Source organism: Cloacibacillus evryensis DSM 19522, assembly GCF_000585335.1.
GTDB classification, from domain to species: domain Bacteria; phylum Synergistota; class Synergistia; order Synergistales; family Synergistaceae; genus Cloacibacillus; species Cloacibacillus evryensis.
This window is the reverse complement of record NZ_KK073872.1, coordinates 1,634,530-1,656,096: the sequence shown is the minus strand read 5'-3', so window position 1 is coordinate 1,656,096 and position 21,567 is coordinate 1,634,530. Positions and strand designations below refer to the sequence as shown.

The window sequence follows — 21,567 nt, the reverse complement described above, 5'->3', positions numbered from 1 at the left end:
ATGGAAAGAGACCTTACAAAGACAGCCGCCTACGACTACGACCTCCCTAAAGAGCTCATAGCGCAGGACCCCGCGGAGCCGAGAGATTCGTCACGGCTGCTGGTGGTCCATAGGAAAGACGGACTGACCGAAGACCGGATATTCCGCGACATTACGGAATATCTGCGTCCCGGCGACCTGCTGGTGATGAACGATACCCGCGTCCTGCCGGCGCGCGTCGAGGGCGTAAAAATCAACGGCGGCGCGAAGGTTGAGATATTCTTTCTCCACCCCGGCGCGCGGCGGGACGAATGGACGGCCCTCGTGCGCCCGGGGCGCAAGCTGCCGGAGGGAACGAAAGTCGCGCTTGACGCCGGCGTGGAGATAACGGTCGGCGCGCGGCTCGAAGACGGACTTCGCACGGTCGCCTTCGCGGACGGCGACGACCCGTTCACGCTGATCCACCGCTACGGACAGACGCCGCTGCCGCACTACATTACCGACACCCACGCCGAACCCGAGCGTTATCAAACAGTCTACGCCAAGCGCGAAAAGGAAAACTCCGTCGCCGCGCCCACCGCGGGGCTGCATTTTACGCCAGGGCTGCTGCGAAAACTTACGGATATGGGCGTGCCGCACGCCTTCGTCACGCTGCAGGTCGGTTTGGGCACCTTCCGCCCGGTAAAGGCCGAGAACATCGCGGAACACGTCATGCACACCGAATTCTGCGAAATACCGCCGGCCGCCGCCGCCGCGATAAATGAGACGAAGGAAAAGGGCGGGCGCGTCGTAGCCGTCGGCACGACCGTCGTCCGCACGCTTGAATCTTTCGCGCGCGAATACGGACGAATCGTCCCCGGCGCGCTCAGCACCAGGCTCTTTATAAGCCCAGGCTACCGTTTCCGGGTGATCGACGCGCTGATAACTAACTTCCATCTGCCGATGAGCACCCTGCTGATGCTCGTCTCCGCCTTCGGCGGCTACGAAACGATGATGCGCGTCTACAACGAGGCGGTGGAGAAACGCTACCGGTTCTTCTCATTCGGGGATTCGATGTTTATTGAATAGGAGGAAACGTAAATGAAGATAACGATGTACGGAACAAAAAACTGCCCAGACGTGCGCGCGGCGCTTGAAGAGGCGGCGCAAAAGAAGATCGAACTCGATTTCAGAAATTTTGACGAGGACATAACGGCGCTCAAAGAATTCATCCGCCTGCGCGACGCCTCGCCGAAATTCGACGGGGTAAAAAAGAACGGCGGCATCGGTATCCCGTGTTTTCTCGACGCGGCCGGCGAGCCGGTCTTTAAGCTCGACGAAGCCGCAAAAGATTAACCGCCGGCGGCTGAAGCGCGCACAGCCGGTTTTTTGAGGGTGAATAAACGCGATGGAACTTGAAAAAATGAGTGAGTTTTTCGACCGCCGCTTGGACGGCTACGAAGAACACCAACTGAACTGCATAAACGCGGCAAGGGAGTTTTATCCGTACACGGCGTCGCTGCTGCCGACAGACGGCGGCTGCCGCGTGCTCGACCTGGGCTGCGGAACGGGACTGGAGCTTGAAGCGTTTTTCGCCGCGAACCCCTCCGCGCGAGTGACTGGCGTCGACCTTGCGCCGGGAATGTTAAAGGCGCTGAAAGATAAATTTCCCGGCAAAAATCTTGATCTGATCAACGCGTCGTATTTCGATATCGATTTTGGAACCGCCGTATACGACGCCGCCGTATCCGTCGAATCTCTGCATCATTTCACCTTTGAACGCAAACGCGGTTTATATCGAAAGATTCACACTGCCCTGAAAGCGAACGGCTATTTCATACTGACGGACTATTTCTCCCAAAACGACGACGCCGAGAGAGCGTCGTTCGCCGAGCTTAAGCGGCTGAAAAAGGAACAGAATATCGCGGACGACGCCTTTTATCATTACGACACTCCGCTGACTGTCCAACACGAACTCGACGCGCTGTCGCAGGGCGGCTTTACAAAAGCGGAAGTCCTGCAAAGCTGGCAGGCGACCGCGGCCATAAAAGCATACAAGTAACGCCGCGCGCGTGAACGCCTCGATTACAGCAGGCGCAGCGCCGGGTCGTTGATATTCATTATCCTGAATCCCGCCTCCGCCTTCTGATCGTAATAATCAAAATCCCGCTCAAGCACCTTTTCATAGTAGCGGGCGGCCTCTGCGCTGCGCGGAAGCTCCCGCCTGATGATCCTCGCGACACAATAATTGTAGGTGCTCTCATAGACGTTTTTCAGTTTGTCCGCCAGTGCCAGAGACTGTGAGAGATATGCGGCGCTTTCGCGGTAATTTCCCTCATTGAAGAGAATAAGCGCCAGATAAGACTCCGTCAGGGCGCGGCTCCAGTTTGTATGTATGCTGTGGTAGAGGTTTTCGGATTTCAGGAAATATTCTTTGGACCGCTCCTGCCGGCCAAGCTTATAGAGCACCTGCCCCATATTGGTGTAGAAGACGGAGAGGCCGTTCATGACGCCGTTTTCCTCACATATGGAGATCGCCTTCACATAATATTTCAGGGTAGCGGGGTAGTTGGCCTGATACTTTTCGACGGAGGCCTGATAGTTGAGGATGCAGGCGATGTTGTAAAGCGTGTGGTCGCATAGCTTTCGCGAGCGGAAGAGGTTATAGCTCTGTTCGAGAAGGCTGGAGGCGTTTTCAAGCTCGCCTGCTAAAATGCTGTACATGGCGAAAAGTTTGAGGACGTCGGCGCGTTCCTCTTCGAGTCCGTAATTTTTTATAAGGCTCAGCGCCGCGGTTATGCCGGGGTACATAGTCTTCGGCCGCCTGAGCTGATAGGCGTAGTAGACCATCTGCTTATGGGCCTTGATCTGCCGCGCCGCGTCGCTGTCATATTCCAAGATGCGCTTTATATTTCGTATGCCGGCGGCGTAATCGCAGGTCTTGATCTCAAAGCTTCCTTTCATGAGATAAAATTCATACTTCACGTCGTTCGGCACATTGCCTATGGAGATTTCTTTTTCTATCTCGTCGATATAGCCGGCGGAGACGTCGCTGATGAATTCGGGAAATTCCACGTCAAGGTTGATTAGAGAGCTGAGCTTGCGTATCTGATGCTTCAAATACATGGCGCGGTTGCCGGCCTGCTGGTAGTGATAGAGTATCTCGTCTCCGTCGCCCTCGGAACCGTCGCATACGGTCTCCATGTATTGGGCGATCATGTTGTGGGTGCTTTCGCGCGCCAAAGCGCTCTGTTTATCGTAGATGCATTTGCGGAAGCTTTCGCACTGGAAGCGGAAACAGATGTCGTCCCCGTCAATATATTCCTCAATAAAGCCGCACGTGACGAGGACGTCCAGTATCTCGGGGATTTCGGCCGCGCTTTTCCGCAGCAGCCCGGCGATCACGGCGTGGTTGATGCGGCGGATGAAGAACGACGCCAGGGTGAGCACCTGACGCTGCTCGGCCTTGAGGTTCCGCATCTTGTTATTGAGCAGCACGGAGAGAGTAGAGGCGTATAATTCGCGGTCCTGACCGGCGGAATTAAGGTACTCGAAGAGCAGCAGCGGATTCCCGTTGGTCTCGGCAAATATCGTTTCGGCCCCGCAGCGGATTTCCGGACAGCGGCTCCTGATGACGGCCTCGATCTCCGCTTTGCTGAAATTTTCCAGTCGAATGACCTCCACGCGCCGGTTTTTCATGAGGCCGTAGTGGATCTTTGAGAAATCGGCGCTGTGCTCCGTGGAGATGGCGAAGAGGAAAAACAGGCTGCCGCCGGAATAGGATTCGATGCTGCCGCGCAAAAAATCCATGCTCACAGCGTCCATGTACTGGACGTCGTCTATGCAGAGAACGATCTTATAACGCTCCAGCGCGGTTGCGAAGAGTTGGCGGTTGTTTTCCACAAAATGACGGTAGGAGAGCGGGTCGAGGGCGTCTATCCGGTCGACGGCCCTCCCCTGGTTTTCAAAAGAGAAATATTTCATCAGGAATTGCAGAGAGCTACAGGTCTTGTCCGCGAGCGGCTGCTTATCCTTTTGGATCCTGTCGATGACCTCGCAGGCGATCTGGTTGAGCACGCGGTAGGGGGAATCCTTTTCCGCTTCGTAACAGGTGACGCGGATGACGAGGCATTCGCCGCCGGTCTCGCTGAGAAAGCGGGAGAGGAGCGCGCTTTTACCCGTGCCCATCGGCGCGCTGATGATAAAGCTGCTGAACTCCCTTCCTTCCAGGAAGTTCTTGAAAGAGAGTTTCAGCCGTTCCAGTTCCGCGCCTCTCGGGACCCATGAGTTTCGCGCGCCGTCCGCTTTTTTCGACAGCCGCGCAAGCGTGTTTTTATAAAGCGCCGTCAGTTCCGCGCCCGGTTCGACCGAGAGCTCGTCCCGCAGAAGGCCGGCGATCTCTTTATAGGCGCACGCGGACTTTCGGTAGCGCCCGTGCGCGTTGTAATAGTTCATCAGCGCCGCGTAGAGCGATTCGTCGTAAGGATCGCGCTCCTTGAGCGCCTGGAACATGACGACGGCCTCTTTTTCGCCGCAGCCGGCGATCTTCTGATTAAATTTCTGCTTCAGCCCATCGTAATTCGCCAATTCAAAACCGCTCTTGTAATCGTAAAGGAAGCTGTTGAATTCCGGGCAGCCCTCGATAAAGAGATCCTTGAACATATCCCCGCCCTCATAGCGCGTCTCTATCTCCAAATCGCCGCCAAGCGCGAGAACGTCCCGGCGGCTTTCAAATACACTTTCGCCGTTAAAAGCTTTGCGGATATAGTGCAGTGTCGTGCGCAGGCTTTTTCGTCCGCTCTCCGGCGGCACGCCCGGCCAGAACATATCCGTCAGAACGTCTCTGGAGGCCGTTTTTTTGATGACCATATAAAAAAAGAGCGCCCTCGCCCTTCTGGTGATGAAGGAAACTTCATCGTTACCGTACTGTATCGTGGAATAATCGGAAATTATTACGGTTATCCTCATAAAAACGGTTCTCCTTATAACGTTTTTATAACGCCTCGCGGATAGAATAGCACAAAAATGGGGCATGGAGAAAATTTTTACAAAAATGTTCCGTCAGTGTGGGAATAATCGGCCATCGGCCCGATAAAAAAAGGGAGGAGCATATCATTATGGTATCACTAGTGCAGACCGTTTCTAAATTTGCAGTCCCCGAACCATTGAAGCCTTATGTCGAGATATTTTATACGCGGGAGGAGCTGACGATCATCAAGGCGCTGGACGGCGCCGCGCTGAGCGGGGAAGAGCTCGCGGCCCGAATTGACGCCGAGTTTGGCGGCATGAAGGATTTTTACCATTTCCTGAAGATAGCCTACCGCCGCGACGCCGTTTCAAAGGTCGATACGGAGGAGGGTGTCAAATACGTAGCCAGCCCCATGACCTCGCGGGTCAACAACTGCGCCACCTTTGAAAGGGAGACCTGGGAAAGGATCCCCGCGAAAGATCGTGAAGCGATCGTCGGCTATCACTACAGCAACTTTCTGCATGGCAAGAGTATGCTCACGTTGGAGCAGCTGCGCAAAAACGGCAACAGGGTGATGCCGCTGGATGAGATCGTCGAATATCTGAAAAGCTACAGCGCTGACGTCATCACGGTCCTGCCATGCGACTGCCGCTCAAAATTCGGCTCCTGCGGACACAGCAGGAACGTATGCATCAGCATCAGCACCGCCCTCAACACTCCTTACGACAGAGGATTGGGAACGCCCGTCTCCACAGATGAAGCCGTCGAGATATTGAAAAAAGCCGAGAAGGAGGGGCTCGTCCACTCGGCGGAAGCAGGCGCGATCTGCAACTGCTGCGCCTGTTGCTGTTACCCGACGAGGGCGTCGCTGGATCTCGGACTGAAGGGAAAATGGCCCGTCGTCAGTTACGTGGTCGAGATGGACGAGGAGAAATGCGTAAACTGCGGGTTGTGCGTAAAGCGCTGCCATTTCGGCGTCTTTGCCAGGGACGCCGGCAAAATAACGATGGACGCCGATAAATGTTGGGGCTGCGGCCTCTGTGTTTCCACTTGTCCGAAAAAGGCGCTGTCGCTGCGGAAACTTGCCGCAGAAGAAGAAAACTGAAAGGGCTGAACCGTCATGATGCTGCTGAATCCGGCAATTGTTTCGGTAATTTCCCTTTGCGTGCTCTGCCTGCTTAAGGTGAACGTGATCATGGCGATGCTGGCCGCGATCTTTATCGGCGGCTTTGCCGGCGGAATGGGGATCGGCACGGTCCTTTCCTCCGTCTACGCGGGGCTTGGCAGCAACGGCGAGACATGCCTGGCCTATCTGCTGATGGGGATATTCGCCGCCTGCATGAGCCAGACCGGCATCGCCGACATTCTCTCACGCAAGGTGGCCGCCTCCGTCGGGGACAAAAAATATATCCTGATCATTGTCCTCACGCTGGTCGCGGTCTCCTCCCAGAATCTCGTACTGGTACACATCGCCTATATCCCGATCCTCATACCGCCGCTCTTGTGGCTCATGAACAGGCTGAAGATCGACCGCCGCGCGGTGGCCTGCTGCACCGCCTTCGGGCTCAAAGCTCCCTATATCGCCATCCCCGTCGGCTCGGGCTTGGTATTTATGGGGATCATCAGAGACAACATGACGGACAACGGAATGCCCGTTACCATCGACCAGATCACCTCCGTCAACTGGATACTCGGATTGGCGATGCTCATCGGCCTGCTGATCGCCATATTCTTCAGCTATCGTAAACCGAGGGAATATCAGGATATAAGCTTTATGGAGGAAACGGAAGCCGATCTGAAGATGCACTACCGACATTGGTGGACGCTGGTGTCCATAGCAGTTCTCGTCTTCCTGCAGCTCAAATACCAGTCCCTGCCGCTTGCCGAGTTTGGCGCGCTGTTGGTGATCTTCGTCTCCGGCGCGGTCAAGCTGAAAGACATGGACAAGCAGGTAGCGGAAGGCATCCGGCTCATGGGCTTCACCGCCTTTGTGATACTGATCGCCGGCGGCTACGCGCAGGTGCTGAAGGATACGGGAGCGGTGGAATCCCTGGTCAGAGGCGCGGTCTCGATCATGGGCGGCAGCAGGATGGTAGCGGCCATTGTGATCCTCTTCATCGGGCTTTTCGTTACGATGGGCATCGGCACCTCCTTTGGAACGATACCGATAATCGCTGTCATCTTCGTCCCTCTCTGCCAGCAGATCGGTTTCTCTCCTCTGGCGACGATCGTACTGATCTCCGCCGCCGCGGCTCTGGGCGACGCCGGCTCTCCCGCCTCCGATACGACGCTCGGCCCCACCTGCGGGCTGAACGCCGACGGTCAGCACGACCATATATGGGACACCTGCGTGCCGACCTTTCTTCACTTCAACATCCCGCTGATGATCGCCGCCGCGGTCGCCTCGCAGTTTCTGTAGGGACGCGGGGCAGGTATTGAAACGGAGCATATATTTTTAAGTATCGCCAGCATATTTTTAAGTTTTTTAGTAAAATATAAAACAGGGAGGAACAGCAATATGAAGAAAATTTTAGCGGCAGTTATGTTTATGGTCATTATGGCGGCGGGCGCGGCATCCGCGGCTCCCGAGTACAAGATCAAGGTCGCCTATATCTCATCCGAAAGCCACCCGACGGCGCAGGCGATGACGGGCTTCGCCAAAGATGTCGACAGCGCCTCCAAAGGCAGGATCAAGGTGGAGCTCTATCCGAACGGGCAGCTCGGCAGCGACCGCGAACTATGCGAGGGCGTGCAGATGGGCACGATCCAGATGGTCGTCTCTTCGACTTCGGCCCTCGCCGGGTTTGACAAGAGGATACAGGTCCTCGACCTGCCCTATCTTTTCACGACGAGAAAGGCGGCCTTTGACGCCGTTGACGGCGAGCTTGGAAAGAAGCTTAACTCATACCTTGAAAAGAAGGGATTCCTGGTCCTCGGCTATCAGGAGAACGGCTTCCGTCACGTAACGAACAGCAAGCGCCCCATCAAGACCCCGGCCGACCTCAAGGGACTCAAGATCCGCACGATGGAGAACCCGATGCACATCGCCTTCTTCAAAGAACTTGGCGCGAACCCCACTCCGATGAGCTGGGGGGAACTTTACACGGCGCTGCAGCAGGGAACGGTAGACGCGCAGGAGAACCCCTACGCGATGATCGACGACGGCAAGTTCTACGAGGTGCAGAAATACGTCTCCGAGACGGGACACCTCTTTTCATATGAAATAATCATCGCAAACAAAAAGTTCATGGAAAAGCTTCCCGCCGATCTCCGCAAAATAGTCGACGACGCCGCCCACAGGGCCGTCATGGCCCAGCGCGCCCGTATGGAGAAGGAAGAGGCCGTATTCAAGGCCAAGGTCACCAAGACCGGACTAAAAGCGAACACGCTGACGCCGGAGCAGAAGAAGCCTTTCGTCGATGCGACGAAGAAGGTCTACTCGCAGTTCGAGAAGGACCTCGGCAAAGAGATCATGGATATCGCAAAGAAGGTCCAGAAGTAATTTTCAAATATGTTGCAGGCAGCCATGGCCATCGGCTATGGCTGCCTCTGTAAGAGACTGGGGGACCGCACAAAATACCCCGCCTGACCGCAAACGAACGGTTTTGCCTAAACAATGGATGACATCTTATTATTGGTCAACCCTCTATCTTTTGTCCGATTCCTTTTGCCAAAGCGTTTTTATAGACCACGGCGGCGGTGGTCATATCGACCAGCGACATGCCTACCGTCTTGAAGAAATTGCACTTGCCCTTTGCCGGAGGCCGGACGGGGCCGCCGATGAGCGTGCTGACCTTCTTCACGCCCCCGGCCTTGAGCAGTCCTTCGTCAAAGGGCTGGCTCAGGTCTCCGCTCTCTTTGAGCGCGTATTCGAGATCGACGTAGGCAGTATCTGTCTTGCTCCATATGGCGGCGGGAAATTCGCGCATCGAGGGGGAGAAGGAGCCTACGCCGATCAGGCATTTGCCCGCGTAGAGCGCCGCGTCGTCCGGCAGCACCGGCGTGGCGGATGTGGTGGCGGTGATGACGATGTCGCTTTCCTTCAGCAGATCCGCCGGGTCGGCGCACATCACGCATTCCACATGCCGCCCCAGCATTTCGTCTAGCTTCGCCGAGAAGGCGGAGGCGTCTTTCTGATAATTGTCGAAAAGATAGATATTTTCTATATTACGCACCGTCGAGGCGAAAAGCGCCAGATGCAAGCCCTGCGCGCCCATCCCCACGATGCCGAGGGTTTTGCTATCCGGGCTGGAAAGGTATCTTACGCCAAGCCCGCCCGCCGCCGCCGTGCGCAGCGAGGTGATCTTCTTCGCGTCCATGATCGACAAAATTTCGCCGCTCTTCGCGTCGTTCCAGAGAATGACGCCGTCGAGCAGCGGCTTGCCGTCCTTATAGTTTTCCGGGAAATAGGACAATATCTTCGTCATCAGCGCCTCGGGCGAGAAACAGGGCATGTAGAGCATTTTTTTGCCGCCGTAGGCATAAAAGGCGCGCTCCGGCACATAACAGGTCCCCTTGTCAAAGAGGAGATAGGCTTCGCTCACCGCGCACAGAGCGGCGCTCGTATACGACGCGCTCAAAGGCCTCCTGCTCCGCAGGTGTGAGCCATTTCGGTTCGTAAACGCTCAGATCGACGGGCTCTCCCGCGACGCGTTTCTTCGCGAAGCCGAGGATCGCCGTGGCGAAGCGGTATTCGACGAGGTCATGAGAGAGCCCGCGCCGCTCCCATTCGCGGAGCATCTTTTCGACCGTCTCCGTCTGCTCCGCGGGCAGGGGCCTGTTAAAATAGGCGCTCTCGTATGTCGGGATCTCCAGCGTGTGATGGCAGCGCTCCCTCATCCTCGCGCGGAACTCCGCCTCGTCAAGTTCCTTCAGCCGCTCCTCGCTGAGGTTGAAAAGCCTGTCCAGCTCCTCCGGCGTTACTCCCAGAAGGCCAGCCAGCTCCTCGCTGCCGGAGCTCTTTTGCTCTTTCGTACTCATTGCCGCATTCCTCCTCTTTGATATAGGTTTTGGAAAACTAGATTTTTATTATGGCCGGGATATGCCGCGCGTAATTTAAAAGATCGTGCGTTATCAACGACGTCTTGACCTTCATGTAACCGGTGGTGGTGCCGTCGCTGCAGCCGTACCATTCCTCGCGCGCGACCTCTTCGTCGATAACGACGCGCACTTTATATTCACGGTCGGCGAGGGCGCTGAAGACCGTGGCAGCGCCGACCTTCGTCCCCAGCATCTCCTCCATCAGCCCGACCGGCGCGAATGAGACGCGAGCTACGTCGAGCGCCTTGTCGAAATCACGCGACTTAAAGGCTTTGTCGCCGCGCGTGACGAAGAGATAAAATCCCGTCTTCTGACGGTTGCAGAGAAAGAGCGTCTTTACCATCTTCATATCGAGCTTTTCGTTGACCTGGATACAGTCATCCATTGTGACGATCTCGCCCGTCTCGACGCGCTGAAAAGGAATATGCAGCAGTTCCAGCGTCTCGTAGGCCTTCTCCTGCAGCGGCGACTTGAAACTTTCCGGCGCCGCCGTCAATATTTCGCTTATATAAGCCATCGTATTGCCTCCATTTTCAAAAAACGCAAAAGCCCAACAGCGGGAAGCCTCCGTACCGCCTCCTGATACCCTTCTTAAAGAGCGTCGTTCTTTTGACTGACGTCAATATAACATTCCGCAATATATAAAACCAGTCAATGGATTTAATTTTATAATTCAATCAAATTGAACAAAATATGGAGGGTCTATGCTAAAATGCGGTGAACGAGGATACGACGCCAAGGGGGCGCGGATACGGAAATGGATCTAAAATATCTGGCTACGATCAAGGCTATTCTGGAAACGGGCAGTTTTCAAAAGGCAGCTACAAGATTAAATTATACTCAATCGACCATCACCTTTCAGGTACGGCAGCTTGAGGCCGAATTGCGCGTGCAGCTCTTTGAACGGGTCGGGCGGCGTATGGTGCTGACTCAGGCGGGACAGGAGATCCTGCCCTATATCGACTCGGTCGTCGAATCCGTGGACCGGCTCTGCAACTTTGGCAGAGAAAAGAGCGACATCCGCGGTGTACTGAGGGTGGCGATGCCGGAGACCATTCTCATATACAAGAGCCAACCGATCCTTAAAGCTTTCCGGGAGCAGGCCCCGCAGGTAAAGCTGCTCATTCGTTCGCAAAACTGTTACCTGACGCGAAACCAGATATTGAACGGGGATATAGACGCCGCCATCCACTATGACGTCGGCGGGTACAACCCGACCATCGTCGCCAAAAAGCTTACGGATTTCGGGCAGGCGCTGGTGGCCTCGCCGGCTCTGGCCGTCGAGGAACGCGATTTTGTGACTCGCGATCAGAGAAAGGCGCTCTCGCTGATCAGCAATGATAAGAACTGCATCTCGCAGGAGGTTTTCGACCGCTATCTGAAGGAACGTCATATATACGTCGAGAACGTCATCGAGCTGTGGAGCATCGAGGCGATCAAACGCAGCGTTATCAGCAATCTAGGCGTCGCTTTCCTGCCATGCTTCGCCGCAGAGGAAGAGCTGCGGGATGGCAGGCTGATAGAGCTGCCGACGGCCCTGAAGGAAAAAAACATCTCCGCTATCTGCGCCCATCATAAAAATAAGTGGATGAGTCCCGCGATCAAACTTTTTTTGGATCTCGTCGACGAGAACATTTTCACCCCTTAAAAATTCCGTATGGAAAGTAAACGGGAGCCCGTTCCGCAGAGGGCTCCCAACTTTTTATCTCAGCTGAGCCAGCGGCCGATATTTGATAAAAATAGCCTGTAAAGGTGTGCCGCGACAGGGCCGGGACGGCCGGAACCTATCGTGATGTTTCCGACGCGCACCACCGAAAGGATCTCGTTGACGGTGCCGGTGATGAAGGCCTCGTCGGCCTGGGGCAGCTCGTCTTCGCGGGGGCAGCGTTCCTCTATCGTGAAGCCGTTCTCCCGCGCGAGCGCGAGAACGACGCTGCGCGTGACGCCGTCAAGCACCCTGCCTGCGGGAGCGGTGATGATCTTTCCATCTTTGCAGAGAAAGAAATTGTTCGTCATCGCCTCGGTGATCTCTCCGGCGGGCATATAGAGCGACTCATGGTTCACCTTGTCGCCGCCGCCGAGCGGGATGAGGGCCAGGAGGTAATTTATGCTCTTGCAGAGCGGAAAGGGGCGTTCCATCCGGTTCGGTTCGAGCACCGCGCCGCGCCTGCGTTCCTCTTCCGGCGTCTTGTTTATCCCTCCGAAGAGTACGAAGAAGCGCGGTTCAGGAAATGACCCCTTATTGTTTATATCGCCGCCGGTTATGTAGGGGCGCACAAGCCCCTCGGCGGGGCAGCCTTCCATTTTAACTCCGGCTTTGAAGATCTCCGGCAGTCCGGGCAAGATATTGCCGGCGGCGATCCCGGCCCCTTCCGCGCTCCGGGCAAAGCGTTCAAGATGCATCTCCATGCCGAATAATTTGCCGTCATAAATACGTATAGCCTCGAATACCGCCGCGCCGCGCTGGATGGCCATGTCGGTTACGGGGAGATGGCACTCGGAAATGGGCGCGTATTTACCGTTCATATAGCAGAGCGTCATTCTTATACCACTTCCTTTTCTATGATGCTGGACGCTACCAGTATATGACGGACGGCCGCCGCTGTATTCAATATCTTTCTTTTAGTTTTGTTATGACTATTTTAGCGCGCTTTTAACCGATAATGAGAAGGTGCTAAAAATGAAATGGCGGGAGCTTTTGCGCAGCCCCCGCCATTTCGTCAATATTTGCAAGCTTTTTTATTTACGCCACTTTTTCGCCGAGCTTGTATACCTCTTCGACCGAGGTCGATCCGGCGTGGTAGGCGAGGGTCGTCGGCGTTTCGCCGTCAAGGACGACGAAGTCCGCCTGTTTGCCGGCAGTGAGGCTGCCGACTTTTTTCGCGCGGTTGATCGCGTAGGCGGCGTTCAGCGTCGTCGCGGTAAGGGCCTCTTCGATCGTCAGGTCCATGTTCATCACGCCGAGGCCGAAGATGAAGGGGACCGACTCGCAGAAGCATGAGCCGGGGTTGCAGTCCGTAGCCATCGCCACGGGAACGCCCCAGTCCACCATCTGCCGCCCCTTAGCGTAGGGCTTCTTGAGGCTGTAGGCCGTCGCGGGCAGCAGCACGGCTATGGAGCCGGCCTTGCCCATCGCGCGCAGGTTATCCTCGCTTGCCGCGAGAAGGTGCTCCGCAGAGCGGGTCGCCAACTCCGCCGCAAGCCCGGCGCCGCCGAGGTCATGTACTTCGTCCGCGTGGATCTTTGTGTCGAAGCCCATATCCTTTGCCGCGATCAGCAGCCGGCGGCTCTGGTCGACGGAAAAGACTCCCTCTTCGCAGAAAACGTCGCAGAACTCGGCGATTCCCTGAGCCTTTACCTTCGGCAGCATTTCGCCGATGAGTATGTCATCGACAAAGCGGTCGGCGTCGTTCTTCCATTCCTGCGGTACAGCGTGCGCGCCCATGAAGGTGGGAACGACGTCAAGCGGCGTCTCAAAGCTGACGCGGCGTATCACCTCGAGCATCTTGAGTTCGAGGTCGAGGTTCAGTCCGTAGCCGCTCTTGATCTCGATCGTCGTAGTTCCCTTGGCGAGCGCCGAAAGGGCCAGCTTTTTCGTCGTTTCAAAGAGCTGTTCCCCGGTCGCCGCCTTCACGGAGTTGACGGAGGAGAGGATGCCGCCGCCGCGCTTGAGTATCTCAAGGTAGGGGAGTCCGGCAAGGCGCATGCCGAATTCATCCTCGCGGCGTTTCGCGAAGCAGAGGTGTGTGTGCGGGTCGACGAAGCCCGGTATGACGCAGGCGCCGCCGAAGTCCCGCTCAAAGCGGATCTGCGAACGGTCAAGCCCGTTCGTCACCTCCTCGTCCGTCCCGATCTTTTCGATAAGGCCGTTTTCGACGAGCATGGAGCCGCCTTTGATCTCGGCGACTTTAGACTGCCCGGCTCCCGCGAGCGGTTTGCCTCCGTCTACAGGAGTAAATATGCGCATGTTCCTGTAGAGCTTTTTCATAATTATTCCGCCTTTTCGCCCATCAGGTCGAGGAGCTGAAGTTCAAGTACCTGCGCGGGGTCGAAGTCCGCGATCTGGAGGTAGTAGGCGGCGCTTTCGAGGATCGCGTTTACGGGGATCATGCCGTATACCTCGGTCTCGATGACCTGCACTCCCCAGCGCTTCGCTTCCATGCGGATCATCTCCAGCACGCGATAGAGCGAGTTCTTCTCGTAGTCGACAAGGTTCATGCTGACCTGCGTGATGCCGCGCTCCTCAAGCGCGAGGCCGATGCCCTTGACGTGGCAGAAACCGCCGGATGAGGCGCGGACTGTGTTGGCGATCTTCTTTGCGATATTGATGTCTGTGGTGTTAAGGTTGACGTTGAAAGCTACAAGGAACTTGCGCGCGCCGATAACCGTTGCTCCGGCGGTGGGGTGGAGGCAGGCTTCGCCGATGTCCGGCTTGCGGTCAGGATTGGTTTTTGCCTCGTCCTTGAGCACCTCGTACTGACCCTTGCGGATGACTTCGAGGCGCTTTCTTTCAGGGCGCTTCGCGGCGTCCTCGTAGAAATAGACGGGGATGCCTGTCTCTTTATAATAACGTTCGCCAAAATTGTGGGCGAGCGCGATGCATTCCTCCATAGAGATACCCTTTATCGGGGTAAAAGGCACAACGTCGACGGCGCCGATGCGCGGATGTCCGCCCTGATGGGCGTTCATGTCGATATGCTTCAACGCGACCTTCGCCGCTTCGAGGAGCGCATCCTGGATCGGCGCGGGAACGCCGACAAGGCTGATGACGAGACGGTTGTGGTCTTCGTCGGCACGGTGGTCAAGAAGGTAAACGCCGCGCTTGCCTTTAAAGCAATTCACGATCTCATCTATTACATCCTGTCTTCTGCCTTCGCTGAAATTTGGTACGCATTCGATCAACTGCATTGCCATAATTTATTCCTGCCTTTCAATATTTTATTAGACGCCGCAAACCTCCGGCAAGTTCAATGTACCGCCAGCCGAACAGTTGTGTCAAGCGACGAACCGGCCATGTGTCAATATTGCGTTAATATTACGTCAATATGCGTATACGGGAGCCGCGCCGGGCCTCCTTGCGCATACCGCGGGACAGCCGCATGGAATGCCAAAGCGTTTGTCCCGCGCGACTTTGTATGGTCTGGAACCGGTTAATTAAGTTCTCCGACGGCCTCTTCGACCGCCTTGACGACCGTGCCGTCCTCCACCAGCTCCAGCGACTTCAAAAGCAGCGGCTGCATGAACTGGTCTTTCTCGTAGAAGGGGACATGTTTGCGGAACTCCTTGAAAGCCGCGCCCGAACCCTTACCGGGTTTCAGCGGCGCGCGGAAATCCATACCCTGCGCGGCGTTCACCATCTCGATGGCGATGACGCGGTTCGTGTTGTTGAGTATCTGGCGTGCCTTGCGCGCGCTGTAGCCGCCCATCGAGACATGATCTTCCTGGTTGGCGGAAGTCGGTATCGAGTCAACGACGGAGGGGTGGGCGAGCACCTTGTTCTCGGAGACGATCGCGGCCGCCGTATACTGCGGGATCATGAAGCCGCTGTTGACGCCGCTGTCGGAGACGAGGAACGGGGGCAGGTCGGAAAGTTTGTGATCGACGAGGCGCGCGACGCGGCGCTCGGAGATGCTCGCGAACTCCGCCGCCGCGATGCCGAAGAAATCCATCGCCATCGCCAGCGGCTGTCCGTGGAAGTTGCCGCCGCTGATCGCCTCTCCGTCTTTATGGAAGATGATCGGGTTGTCGGTAACGGAGTTGATCTCTATTTCTATCTTTTCCTTTACATAGCCGACGGCGTCACGGCTCGCGCCGTGCACCTGCGGCAGACAGCGCAGCGAATAGGCGTCCTGCACGCGGTCTTTCTTATAGGCTTCGACTATCTCGCTGCCTTCGAGCAGGCGGCGCATATTTTCGGCGACGACTCCCTGTCCCACCTGCGGGCGCAGGTCGTGCGTCCTCTTGTCGAAGGCGTAAGGAACGGCGTGAAGCGCTTCGGCTGACATCGAAGCCGCGATATCAGCATTCTTCTGCATGGTCAGCGCGTCGACGATGCAGAGCGCCGCGACGGCGTTCATGACCGTGGTCCCGTTATTGAGCGCAAGGCCTTCCTTCGGCTGAAGCTCGACCGGTTTCATGCCTGTTTTCGCCAGCGCCTCGGAGGCCGTCATCTCTTTTCCCTGATAGACCACATTGCCGTGGCCGATGAGGGTGATCGCTACGTGGGAGAGCGGGCAGAGATCGCCGCTCGCTCCGACGGAACCCTGCGCCGGTACGACGGGATGGATGCCGAGATTTAGATAATCGACCATCTGCTGCAGCGTTTCCAGGCTGATGCCGGAGAAGCCGCGGGTCAGAGTGTTGATGCGGAGGAGCATTATCGCGCGAACGACGTCTTCGGGATAGGGTTCGCCAAATCCGCAGGCGTGGCTCAGAAGAAGGTTCTCCTGAAGCTGGCGTCCTTTATCGCGCGGAATGACAACCGAGGCCAAGTCTCCAAAACCGGTGGTCACGCCATAGACTACGCGTCCCTCGTCGACCCACTCCTTGACCGCCTGGGAACATTCTTTGATCTGCTCCTTCGCCTCCGGCGCGATCTCTACCTTGCAGCCTTTGCGCGCTACATTCACCACATCCTGCAGGGTAAGCGACTTACCATTCAAAAACACTGTCGTCATTGTAAAACTCCTCCTTGATAGAAATTTATTTTTGTCCCAGATATCTTACGTTTTATGCTATAATTACAAATATGTATAAAACCTATTGAATATTTGATGAAAATATGACGCTTTCGTGCTTTAATACTTTTCAATCCTAAATCTTTGCGCTACAATTAGTATAGTCTGAAAATCATTTACGTCAAGAAAGAATTTTGTGAAATATCAAAAAGAATGGAGCTGACAGAAATGTATGACGCATCAGGAAAGACATTGGAACTGAGACTGGAATTTCCGAACGGGCTTCCTCCGAAGCCGGAGTTCGAGCCGGGAATAAGAAGAGCGCCGAACCGCGGACAGGTACTTAACGAAAAAGAGATGGTACTTGCCCTTAAGAACGCGCTCCGCTATATCCCCGAGGAGTACCATAAAGAGATCGCCCCCGAGTTCCTTGAGGAGTATAAGGAGCACGGACGCATCTACGGCTACCGCTTCCGTCCGCAGGGAAAGCTCTACGGAAAGCCGATCGGCGAGTACAAGGGCAAGTGCGTCGAGGGCAGGGCCTTCCAGGTGATGATCGACAACAACCTTGACTTTGAGGTGGCGCTCTATCCATACGAACTCGTCACCTACGGCGAGACGGGACAGGTCTGCCAGAACTGGATGCAGTACCAGCTGATCAAAAAGTATCTCGAGGTCGTGACGCAGGACCAGACGCTCGTCGTGCAGTCGGGACATCCGCTCGGACTTTTCCGTTCGCATCCCTCCGCGCCGCGCGTGATCCTCACGAACGGCCTGATGGTCGGCCTCTTTGACGACCCCGAGAATTTCCGCCGCGCGACGGCGCTCGGCGTCGCCAACTACGGGCAGATGACGGCCGGCGGCTGGATGTATATCGGGCCGCAGGGCATAGTTCACGGCACATATAACACGCTGCTCAACGCCGGACGCAAGATGTTCCATCTTCCCGAGGGCAAGGGCCTTGCGGGACACCTCTTCATCTCCTCCGGACTTGGCGGCATGAGCGGCGCGCAGCCGAAGGCCGCGGAGATCGCGGGAGCGGCGGCGATCATCGCCGAGGTGGACCCCTCGCGCATCGAGACGCGCCACAGCCAGGGCTGGGTAGGCAGGAAGACAGCGGATCTCGCCGAGGCTTTCAAGTGGGCCGAAGAGGCAATGGCCGAGGGCAAGGCGCTCTCGATCGCCTATGAGGGCAACATCGTCGACCTTCTCCAGTACGCTTTGGATAACGACAAGAAGGTGGAACTCCTCTCCGACCAGACCTCCTGCCACGCCGTCTACGACGGCGGCTACTGCCCGCAGGGGATCACCTTTGAAGAGAGGACGCGCCTGCTTGCCGAGGACAAGGAAGAATTCAAGCGCCTCGTAGACAAGACGCTCAGGAAGCACTTTGAGCTTATCAAAGCCCTCTCGGAGAAGGGGACCTACTTCTTCGACTACGGCAACGCCTTCATGCGCGCGGTCTTTGACGCTGGCGTCAAAGAGATCGCGAAGAACGGCGAGAACACCTTCGAGGGCTTCGTCTTCCCCTCATATGTCGAGGACATCATGGGACCGCTCCTCTTCGATTACGGTTACGGCCCCTTCCGCTGGTGCTGCCTCTCGCGCGACCACGAAGACCTCAAAAAGACCGACCAGGCTGCGATGGACTGCATCGACCCGAACCGCCGCTTCCAGGACCACGACAACTGGGTATGGATCCGAGACGCGGAGAAGAACCAGCTCGTCGTCGGCACCCAGTGCCGCATCCTCTATCAGGATGAAGAGGGAAGGATGCGCATCGCCCTCAAGTTCAACGAGATGGTGAGAAACGGAGAGATCGGCCCCGTGATGCTCGGACGCGACCACCACGACGTATCGGGCACGGACTCGCCCTACCGCGAGACCTCGAACATCAAAGACGGCAGCAACGTCATGGGCGAAATGGCGATCCACTGCTTCGCGGGCAACTGCGCACGCGGTATGAGCCTCGTCGCGCTCCACAACGGAGGCGGCGTCGGCACCGGCAAATCGATCAACGGCGGCTTCGGCCTCGTGCTCGACGGCAGCGAGAGAGTGGACCGCATCATCCTCGAGTCGATGAGCTGGGACGTCATCAACGGCGTCGCGCGCCGCGCCTGGGCCCGCAACGAACACGCCATCGAGACGATAGAGACCTTCAACGCGAAGCGCAGCGACGGACACATCACGCTGCCATATATCGCCGACGAAGAGTATCTCACCGAGCTTGTCAAAAACAATAAGTAATATTATTTAAATTATAAGACACTACTTCGCCGCCCTGGCTGGCATCCATTCAGGGCGGCTTTAAAATCAAGACAGGAGTGAAATACTATGAAATTTGAAGAAATGACAGTCGGCGCATTCATAGACGAACTCGCCTCAAATTCACCGGCCCCCGGCGGCGGCAGCGTCGCTGCGCTCTGCGGTTCTTTGGCCTCGGGCCTCACCGCGATGGTGGGGAACCTCACGATCGGCAAGGAAAAGTACAGAGACAACTGGGAGACGATGGAAAAGGTCTTCAAGGAGAGCGAAACTCTGCGCGCGTCATTTGTCAAATTGATGAACGACGACACAGACTCCTTCAATATTTTTATGGCCGCGATGAAGATGCCCAAAGATACCGACGAGCAGAAGGCGGCGCGCAAAGCTGCGATGGCCGAAGCGGCGAAGACGACCACTGACGTGCCGCTGCGTACGCTCGAAGCCTGCGCCGCGGCGGCGAAACTCGCCTGCGAAGCGGCCTCCTTCGGAAACCCGAACGCGGCAAGCGACGCGGGAAGCGCGGCGCTGCTCGCCGACGCCGCCGGCAAGGCCGCCTCATATAACGTGCGCATCAACCTTCCCGGCGTAAAGGACGAAGTATTCGCCGCGGAATGCCGCACAAGGATGACAAAGGCTCTCGAGGAGATCGCCGTTTATTCGAAAAAGACGGCGGCAAAGATGGAAGAGGCGCTCGGATAAGATAGCCGAGATATACCTGCCATAAAAACAAAACAGTCCGTGCCGTGGTATTGAAAGTATTTCACGGCACGGACTGCTTTATATAGCGGCAAAAAATAAAAACTGTCTCATAAAAATAGTTATTTTTACTGGTTGTTCTTTCGTTTCCGCCAAAACCCCGCCTCTTTCTGATATAATTCTGCACTAATCTGCCAGGTGATGGTTTTAAATGGTGATGCTGATGATTAAACGATCAGAAAAAATGATAATGTCTTTGCTGTTGTTCTTAATCCTTTCCCTCGCGCCGGCGGCCGAGGCGGGGGGGATTCCCCTGAAAGTAGTGATCCTTACCACATACACCGTGGAAGACATAGCGCGCGTTCCCCTGAAGTACTCGCTGGAGATAAAACACTGGTACGACAAAAACTTTTCCGACGCGGAATACTACCGCGTCAAGGGAACGAGTTCCTATATCTATATCAAAGACGGGCTTGCCTTCATCACGATCGCCAGGGGCAAAAAGGGCGCGGTAAGTTCGCTCTCCGCGCTGCTCAAGGATCAGCGTTTCGATTTTAGCAAAGCCTACTTTGTGGTCACAGGCGAAGCCAGCGTGCCGCCGCAGACCGCCTCCACGGGGTCCGTATGTATCGCGGAATGGGTGCTCGACCACGAATACAAAACCTTTGCCGTTAAAAAGGGGAAGAAAAAGGTTCCGGCGGTAAGGAGCGGCAGCCTCTTCAGGCTCAACGAAAACCTCATAAAATGGTCGCTCTTGCTGAACAGGGACACCAAACTGGCGGATAATGCAAAAGCGGCAAAGTATAGAAAATTTTATCCATTAAAAACCGCGCGGGAGGAGCCTTTCATATATCAGGCCACCTCTGTCACGGTCAGCCCGAAAAGGAGCGGCAGCGACATTTCAAAACATGCCGAGCGTCTCTGCCGCGAACACAGGGCCGGGCGATACGGCATCCTGCAAGAGGAGGACAACGCCATCGCCTATGTACTGAAGCAGAGCCGGTATCTCGAAAGACTGCTGATAATAAGGTCTGGGACGGACTTCGACCAAAAACCCCACGGCAGAGCCGCCAACGAATCCGGCAGAGCCTTTGCGATAGGCGTCGTCAATAACTACAGGGCGGCGGCCCCGCTCGTAAAAGAGATACTCGGAAACTGGGACGAGTGGAGAAGGGGCGTGCCAAAGATATGAGGCGCGCTTCACCAACGCGCCGACGTCAATGAAAAAGAAAAAGCGCCGCTTTAAAGTCAGGCCTTGACCTTAAAGCGGCGCTTTTTAACGGCAAATAGCAGACAATCCTACCAGTTTTTCGCCTGGATCTCGAAGTAGGCCTGCGGGTGCTGGCAGACGGGGCACTTCTCCGGAGCCTTGTCGAGCTCAAAGACCGCGCCGCAGTTGCGGCACTTCCAGAAGAGCTTGCCGCCCTTGGCGAAGACCGTGCCATCCTCAACGTTCTTCGCGAGCTCGCGGTAACGTTTCTCATGCTCGGCTTCGACCTTGCCGATGTTCTCGAACATCACGGCGAGCTCCTCAAAGCCCTCTTCACGCGCCTCTTTCGCCATGCGCGGATACATCTCAGTCCACTCATCGTTCTCTCCGCCCGCGGCGGCGAGGAGGTTGGCAAGCGTGTCGCCGATCCCCGAAAGAGCCTTGAAGTGCAGCTTGGCGTGCTCCTTCTCATTCTCGGCAGTTTCCAGGAATATCGCCGCTATCTGCTCATAACCGGCCTTCTTGGCGGCCGAGGCGAAATAGGTATACTTGTTGCGCGCCATCGATTCTCCGGCAAAGGCTTCCCAAAGGTTCTTCTCCGTCTTGCTTCCTTTAAGTTCCAAAACGATTCCTCCCACAATATGAAATTACACGGATATTATTTTATAACCACGCCGTAAATAATCAATAACGACAAATGAACAGAAATGAATCGCGGCGCACATTTTAGCCATTTCAACAGAGCAAAAAAA

The 21,567-nt window shown here is 56.0% G+C and carries 19 protein-coding genes; 10 read left to right on the top strand and 9 right to left on the bottom strand.

The features are described from left to right. Genes queA through CLOEV_RS07280 form a run of 3 tightly spaced genes read left to right on the top strand, consistent with a single transcriptional unit; the run spans position 1 to position 2,020 of the window. On the top strand, positions 1 to 1,047 hold the full coding sequence (gene queA, locus CLOEV_RS07290; RefSeq protein WP_008711702.1) for a tRNA preQ1(34) S-adenosylmethionine ribosyltransferase-isomerase QueA: 1,047 nt from the start codon (positions 1 to 3) through the stop codon (positions 1,045 to 1,047). 12 nt (positions 1,048 to 1,059) lie between these two features. After that, positions 1,060 to 1,314 (top strand): glutaredoxin, encoded by a 255-nt coding sequence (locus CLOEV_RS07285; RefSeq protein ID WP_034442828.1) that lies wholly within the window; start codon positions 1,060 to 1,062, stop codon positions 1,312 to 1,314. Positions 1,315 to 1,366: 52 nt separating this feature from the next. Beyond that, positions 1,367 to 2,020, top strand: coding sequence for a class I SAM-dependent methyltransferase (locus CLOEV_RS07280; protein ID WP_034442826.1), 654 nt, complete (start codon positions 1,367 to 1,369; stop codon positions 2,018 to 2,020). 23 nt (positions 2,021 to 2,043) lie between these two features. Here CLOEV_RS07280 and CLOEV_RS07275 read toward each other — a convergent pair whose 3' ends face one another. Further along, positions 2,044 to 4,926: an ATP-binding protein gene (locus CLOEV_RS07275; RefSeq protein ID WP_034442821.1), complete on the bottom strand. Its 2,883-nt coding sequence runs from the start codon at positions 4,924 to 4,926 to the stop codon at positions 2,044 to 2,046. 149 nt (positions 4,927 to 5,075) lie between these two features. Here CLOEV_RS07275 and CLOEV_RS07270 point away from each other — a divergent pair, with 149 nt between their 5' ends. From CLOEV_RS07270 to CLOEV_RS07260, 3 genes are all read left to right on the top strand, one after another. Next, on the top strand, positions 5,076 to 6,032 hold the full coding sequence (locus CLOEV_RS07270; RefSeq protein ID WP_034442818.1) for an ATP-binding protein: 957 nt from the start codon (positions 5,076 to 5,078) through the stop codon (positions 6,030 to 6,032). 15 nt (positions 6,033 to 6,047) lie between these two features. Further along, the gene (locus CLOEV_RS07265) at positions 6,048 to 7,346 is read left to right on the top strand and encodes a Na+/H+ antiporter family protein (protein ID WP_034442815.1); all 1,299 of its coding nucleotides are present in this window, start codon (positions 6,048 to 6,050) and stop codon (positions 7,344 to 7,346) included. A gap of 99 nt (positions 7,347 to 7,445) precedes the next feature. Further along, positions 7,446 to 8,429, top strand: coding sequence for a TRAP transporter substrate-binding protein (locus CLOEV_RS07260; protein WP_034442812.1), 984 nt, complete (start codon positions 7,446 to 7,448; stop codon positions 8,427 to 8,429). A 136-nt stretch (positions 8,430 to 8,565) separates the two neighbouring features. Here the strand turns inward: CLOEV_RS07260 and CLOEV_RS07255 are convergent, their stop codons facing one another. The 3 genes from CLOEV_RS07255 to CLOEV_RS07245 are packed head-to-tail and all read right to left on the bottom strand — an operon-like array spanning position 8,566 to position 10,484. Continuing rightward, positions 8,566 to 9,507, bottom strand: coding sequence for an ornithine cyclodeaminase family protein (locus CLOEV_RS07255; protein ID WP_051484953.1), 942 nt, complete (start codon positions 9,505 to 9,507; stop codon positions 8,566 to 8,568). Next, a complete protein-coding gene (locus CLOEV_RS07250; protein ID WP_008711688.1) occupies positions 9,446 to 9,907 on the bottom strand; it encodes a hypothetical protein in 462 nt (153 codons plus the stop codon). The genes CLOEV_RS07255 and CLOEV_RS07250 overlap by 62 nt, the downstream gene beginning before the upstream one ends. A gap of 37 nt (positions 9,908 to 9,944) precedes the next feature. After that, a complete protein-coding gene (locus CLOEV_RS07245; RefSeq protein ID WP_034442809.1) occupies positions 9,945 to 10,484 on the bottom strand; it encodes a YbaK/EbsC family protein in 540 nt (179 codons plus the stop codon). A 240-nt stretch (positions 10,485 to 10,724) separates the two neighbouring features. On the opposite strand from CLOEV_RS07245, the gene CLOEV_RS07240 reads away from it, so the two are divergent. After that, complete coding sequence (locus CLOEV_RS07240; RefSeq protein WP_034442805.1) at positions 10,725 to 11,615, top strand: LysR family transcriptional regulator; 891 nt, start codon at positions 10,725 to 10,727, stop codon at positions 11,613 to 11,615. Between the two features lie 59 nt (positions 11,616 to 11,674). Here CLOEV_RS07240 and CLOEV_RS07235 read toward each other — a convergent pair whose 3' ends face one another. The 4 genes from CLOEV_RS07235 to hutH form a co-directional block, all read right to left on the bottom strand. Further along, a complete protein-coding gene (locus CLOEV_RS07235) occupies positions 11,675 to 12,508 on the bottom strand; it encodes an aminotransferase class IV (RefSeq protein WP_034442803.1) in 834 nt (277 codons plus the stop codon). A gap of 202 nt (positions 12,509 to 12,710) precedes the next feature. Then, complete coding sequence (gene hutI / locus CLOEV_RS07230; protein WP_147564226.1) at positions 12,711 to 13,958, bottom strand: imidazolonepropionase; 1,248 nt, start codon at positions 13,956 to 13,958, stop codon at positions 12,711 to 12,713. Next, complete coding sequence (gene ftcD / locus CLOEV_RS07225; RefSeq protein WP_008711678.1) at positions 13,958 to 14,881, bottom strand: glutamate formimidoyltransferase; 924 nt, start codon at positions 14,879 to 14,881, stop codon at positions 13,958 to 13,960. The genes hutI and ftcD overlap by 1 nt, the downstream gene beginning before the upstream one ends. Positions 14,882 to 15,117: 236 nt before the next feature. After that, positions 15,118 to 16,644 carry a histidine ammonia-lyase gene (gene hutH / locus CLOEV_RS07220; protein WP_034442800.1) on the bottom strand — a complete coding sequence of 509 codons (1,527 nt, stop codon included), beginning with the start codon at positions 16,642 to 16,644 and terminating at the stop codon, positions 15,118 to 15,120. A gap of 228 nt (positions 16,645 to 16,872) precedes the next feature. Here hutH and CLOEV_RS07215 point away from each other — a divergent pair, with 228 nt between their 5' ends. From CLOEV_RS07215 to CLOEV_RS07205, 3 genes are all read left to right on the top strand, one after another. Continuing rightward, entirely contained in the window at positions 16,873 to 18,891 is a 2,019-nt protein-coding gene (locus CLOEV_RS07215) for a urocanate hydratase (protein WP_034442798.1), read from the top strand. 87 nt (positions 18,892 to 18,978) lie between these two features. Beyond that, positions 18,979 to 19,608 (top strand): cyclodeaminase/cyclohydrolase family protein, encoded by a 630-nt coding sequence (locus CLOEV_RS07210; RefSeq protein ID WP_008711672.1) that lies wholly within the window; start codon positions 18,979 to 18,981, stop codon positions 19,606 to 19,608. A 253-nt stretch (positions 19,609 to 19,861) separates the two neighbouring features. Next, a complete protein-coding gene (locus CLOEV_RS07205; RefSeq protein ID WP_169732204.1) occupies positions 19,862 to 20,797 on the top strand; it encodes a nucleoside phosphorylase-I family protein in 936 nt (311 codons plus the stop codon). Positions 20,798 to 20,904: 107 nt separating this feature from the next. On the opposite strand, the gene rbr is transcribed toward CLOEV_RS07205, so the two are convergent. After that, entirely contained in the window at positions 20,905 to 21,438 is a 534-nt protein-coding gene (gene rbr / locus CLOEV_RS07200; RefSeq protein WP_008711668.1) for a rubrerythrin, read from the bottom strand. Positions 21,439 to 21,567 lie beyond the last annotated feature (129 nt).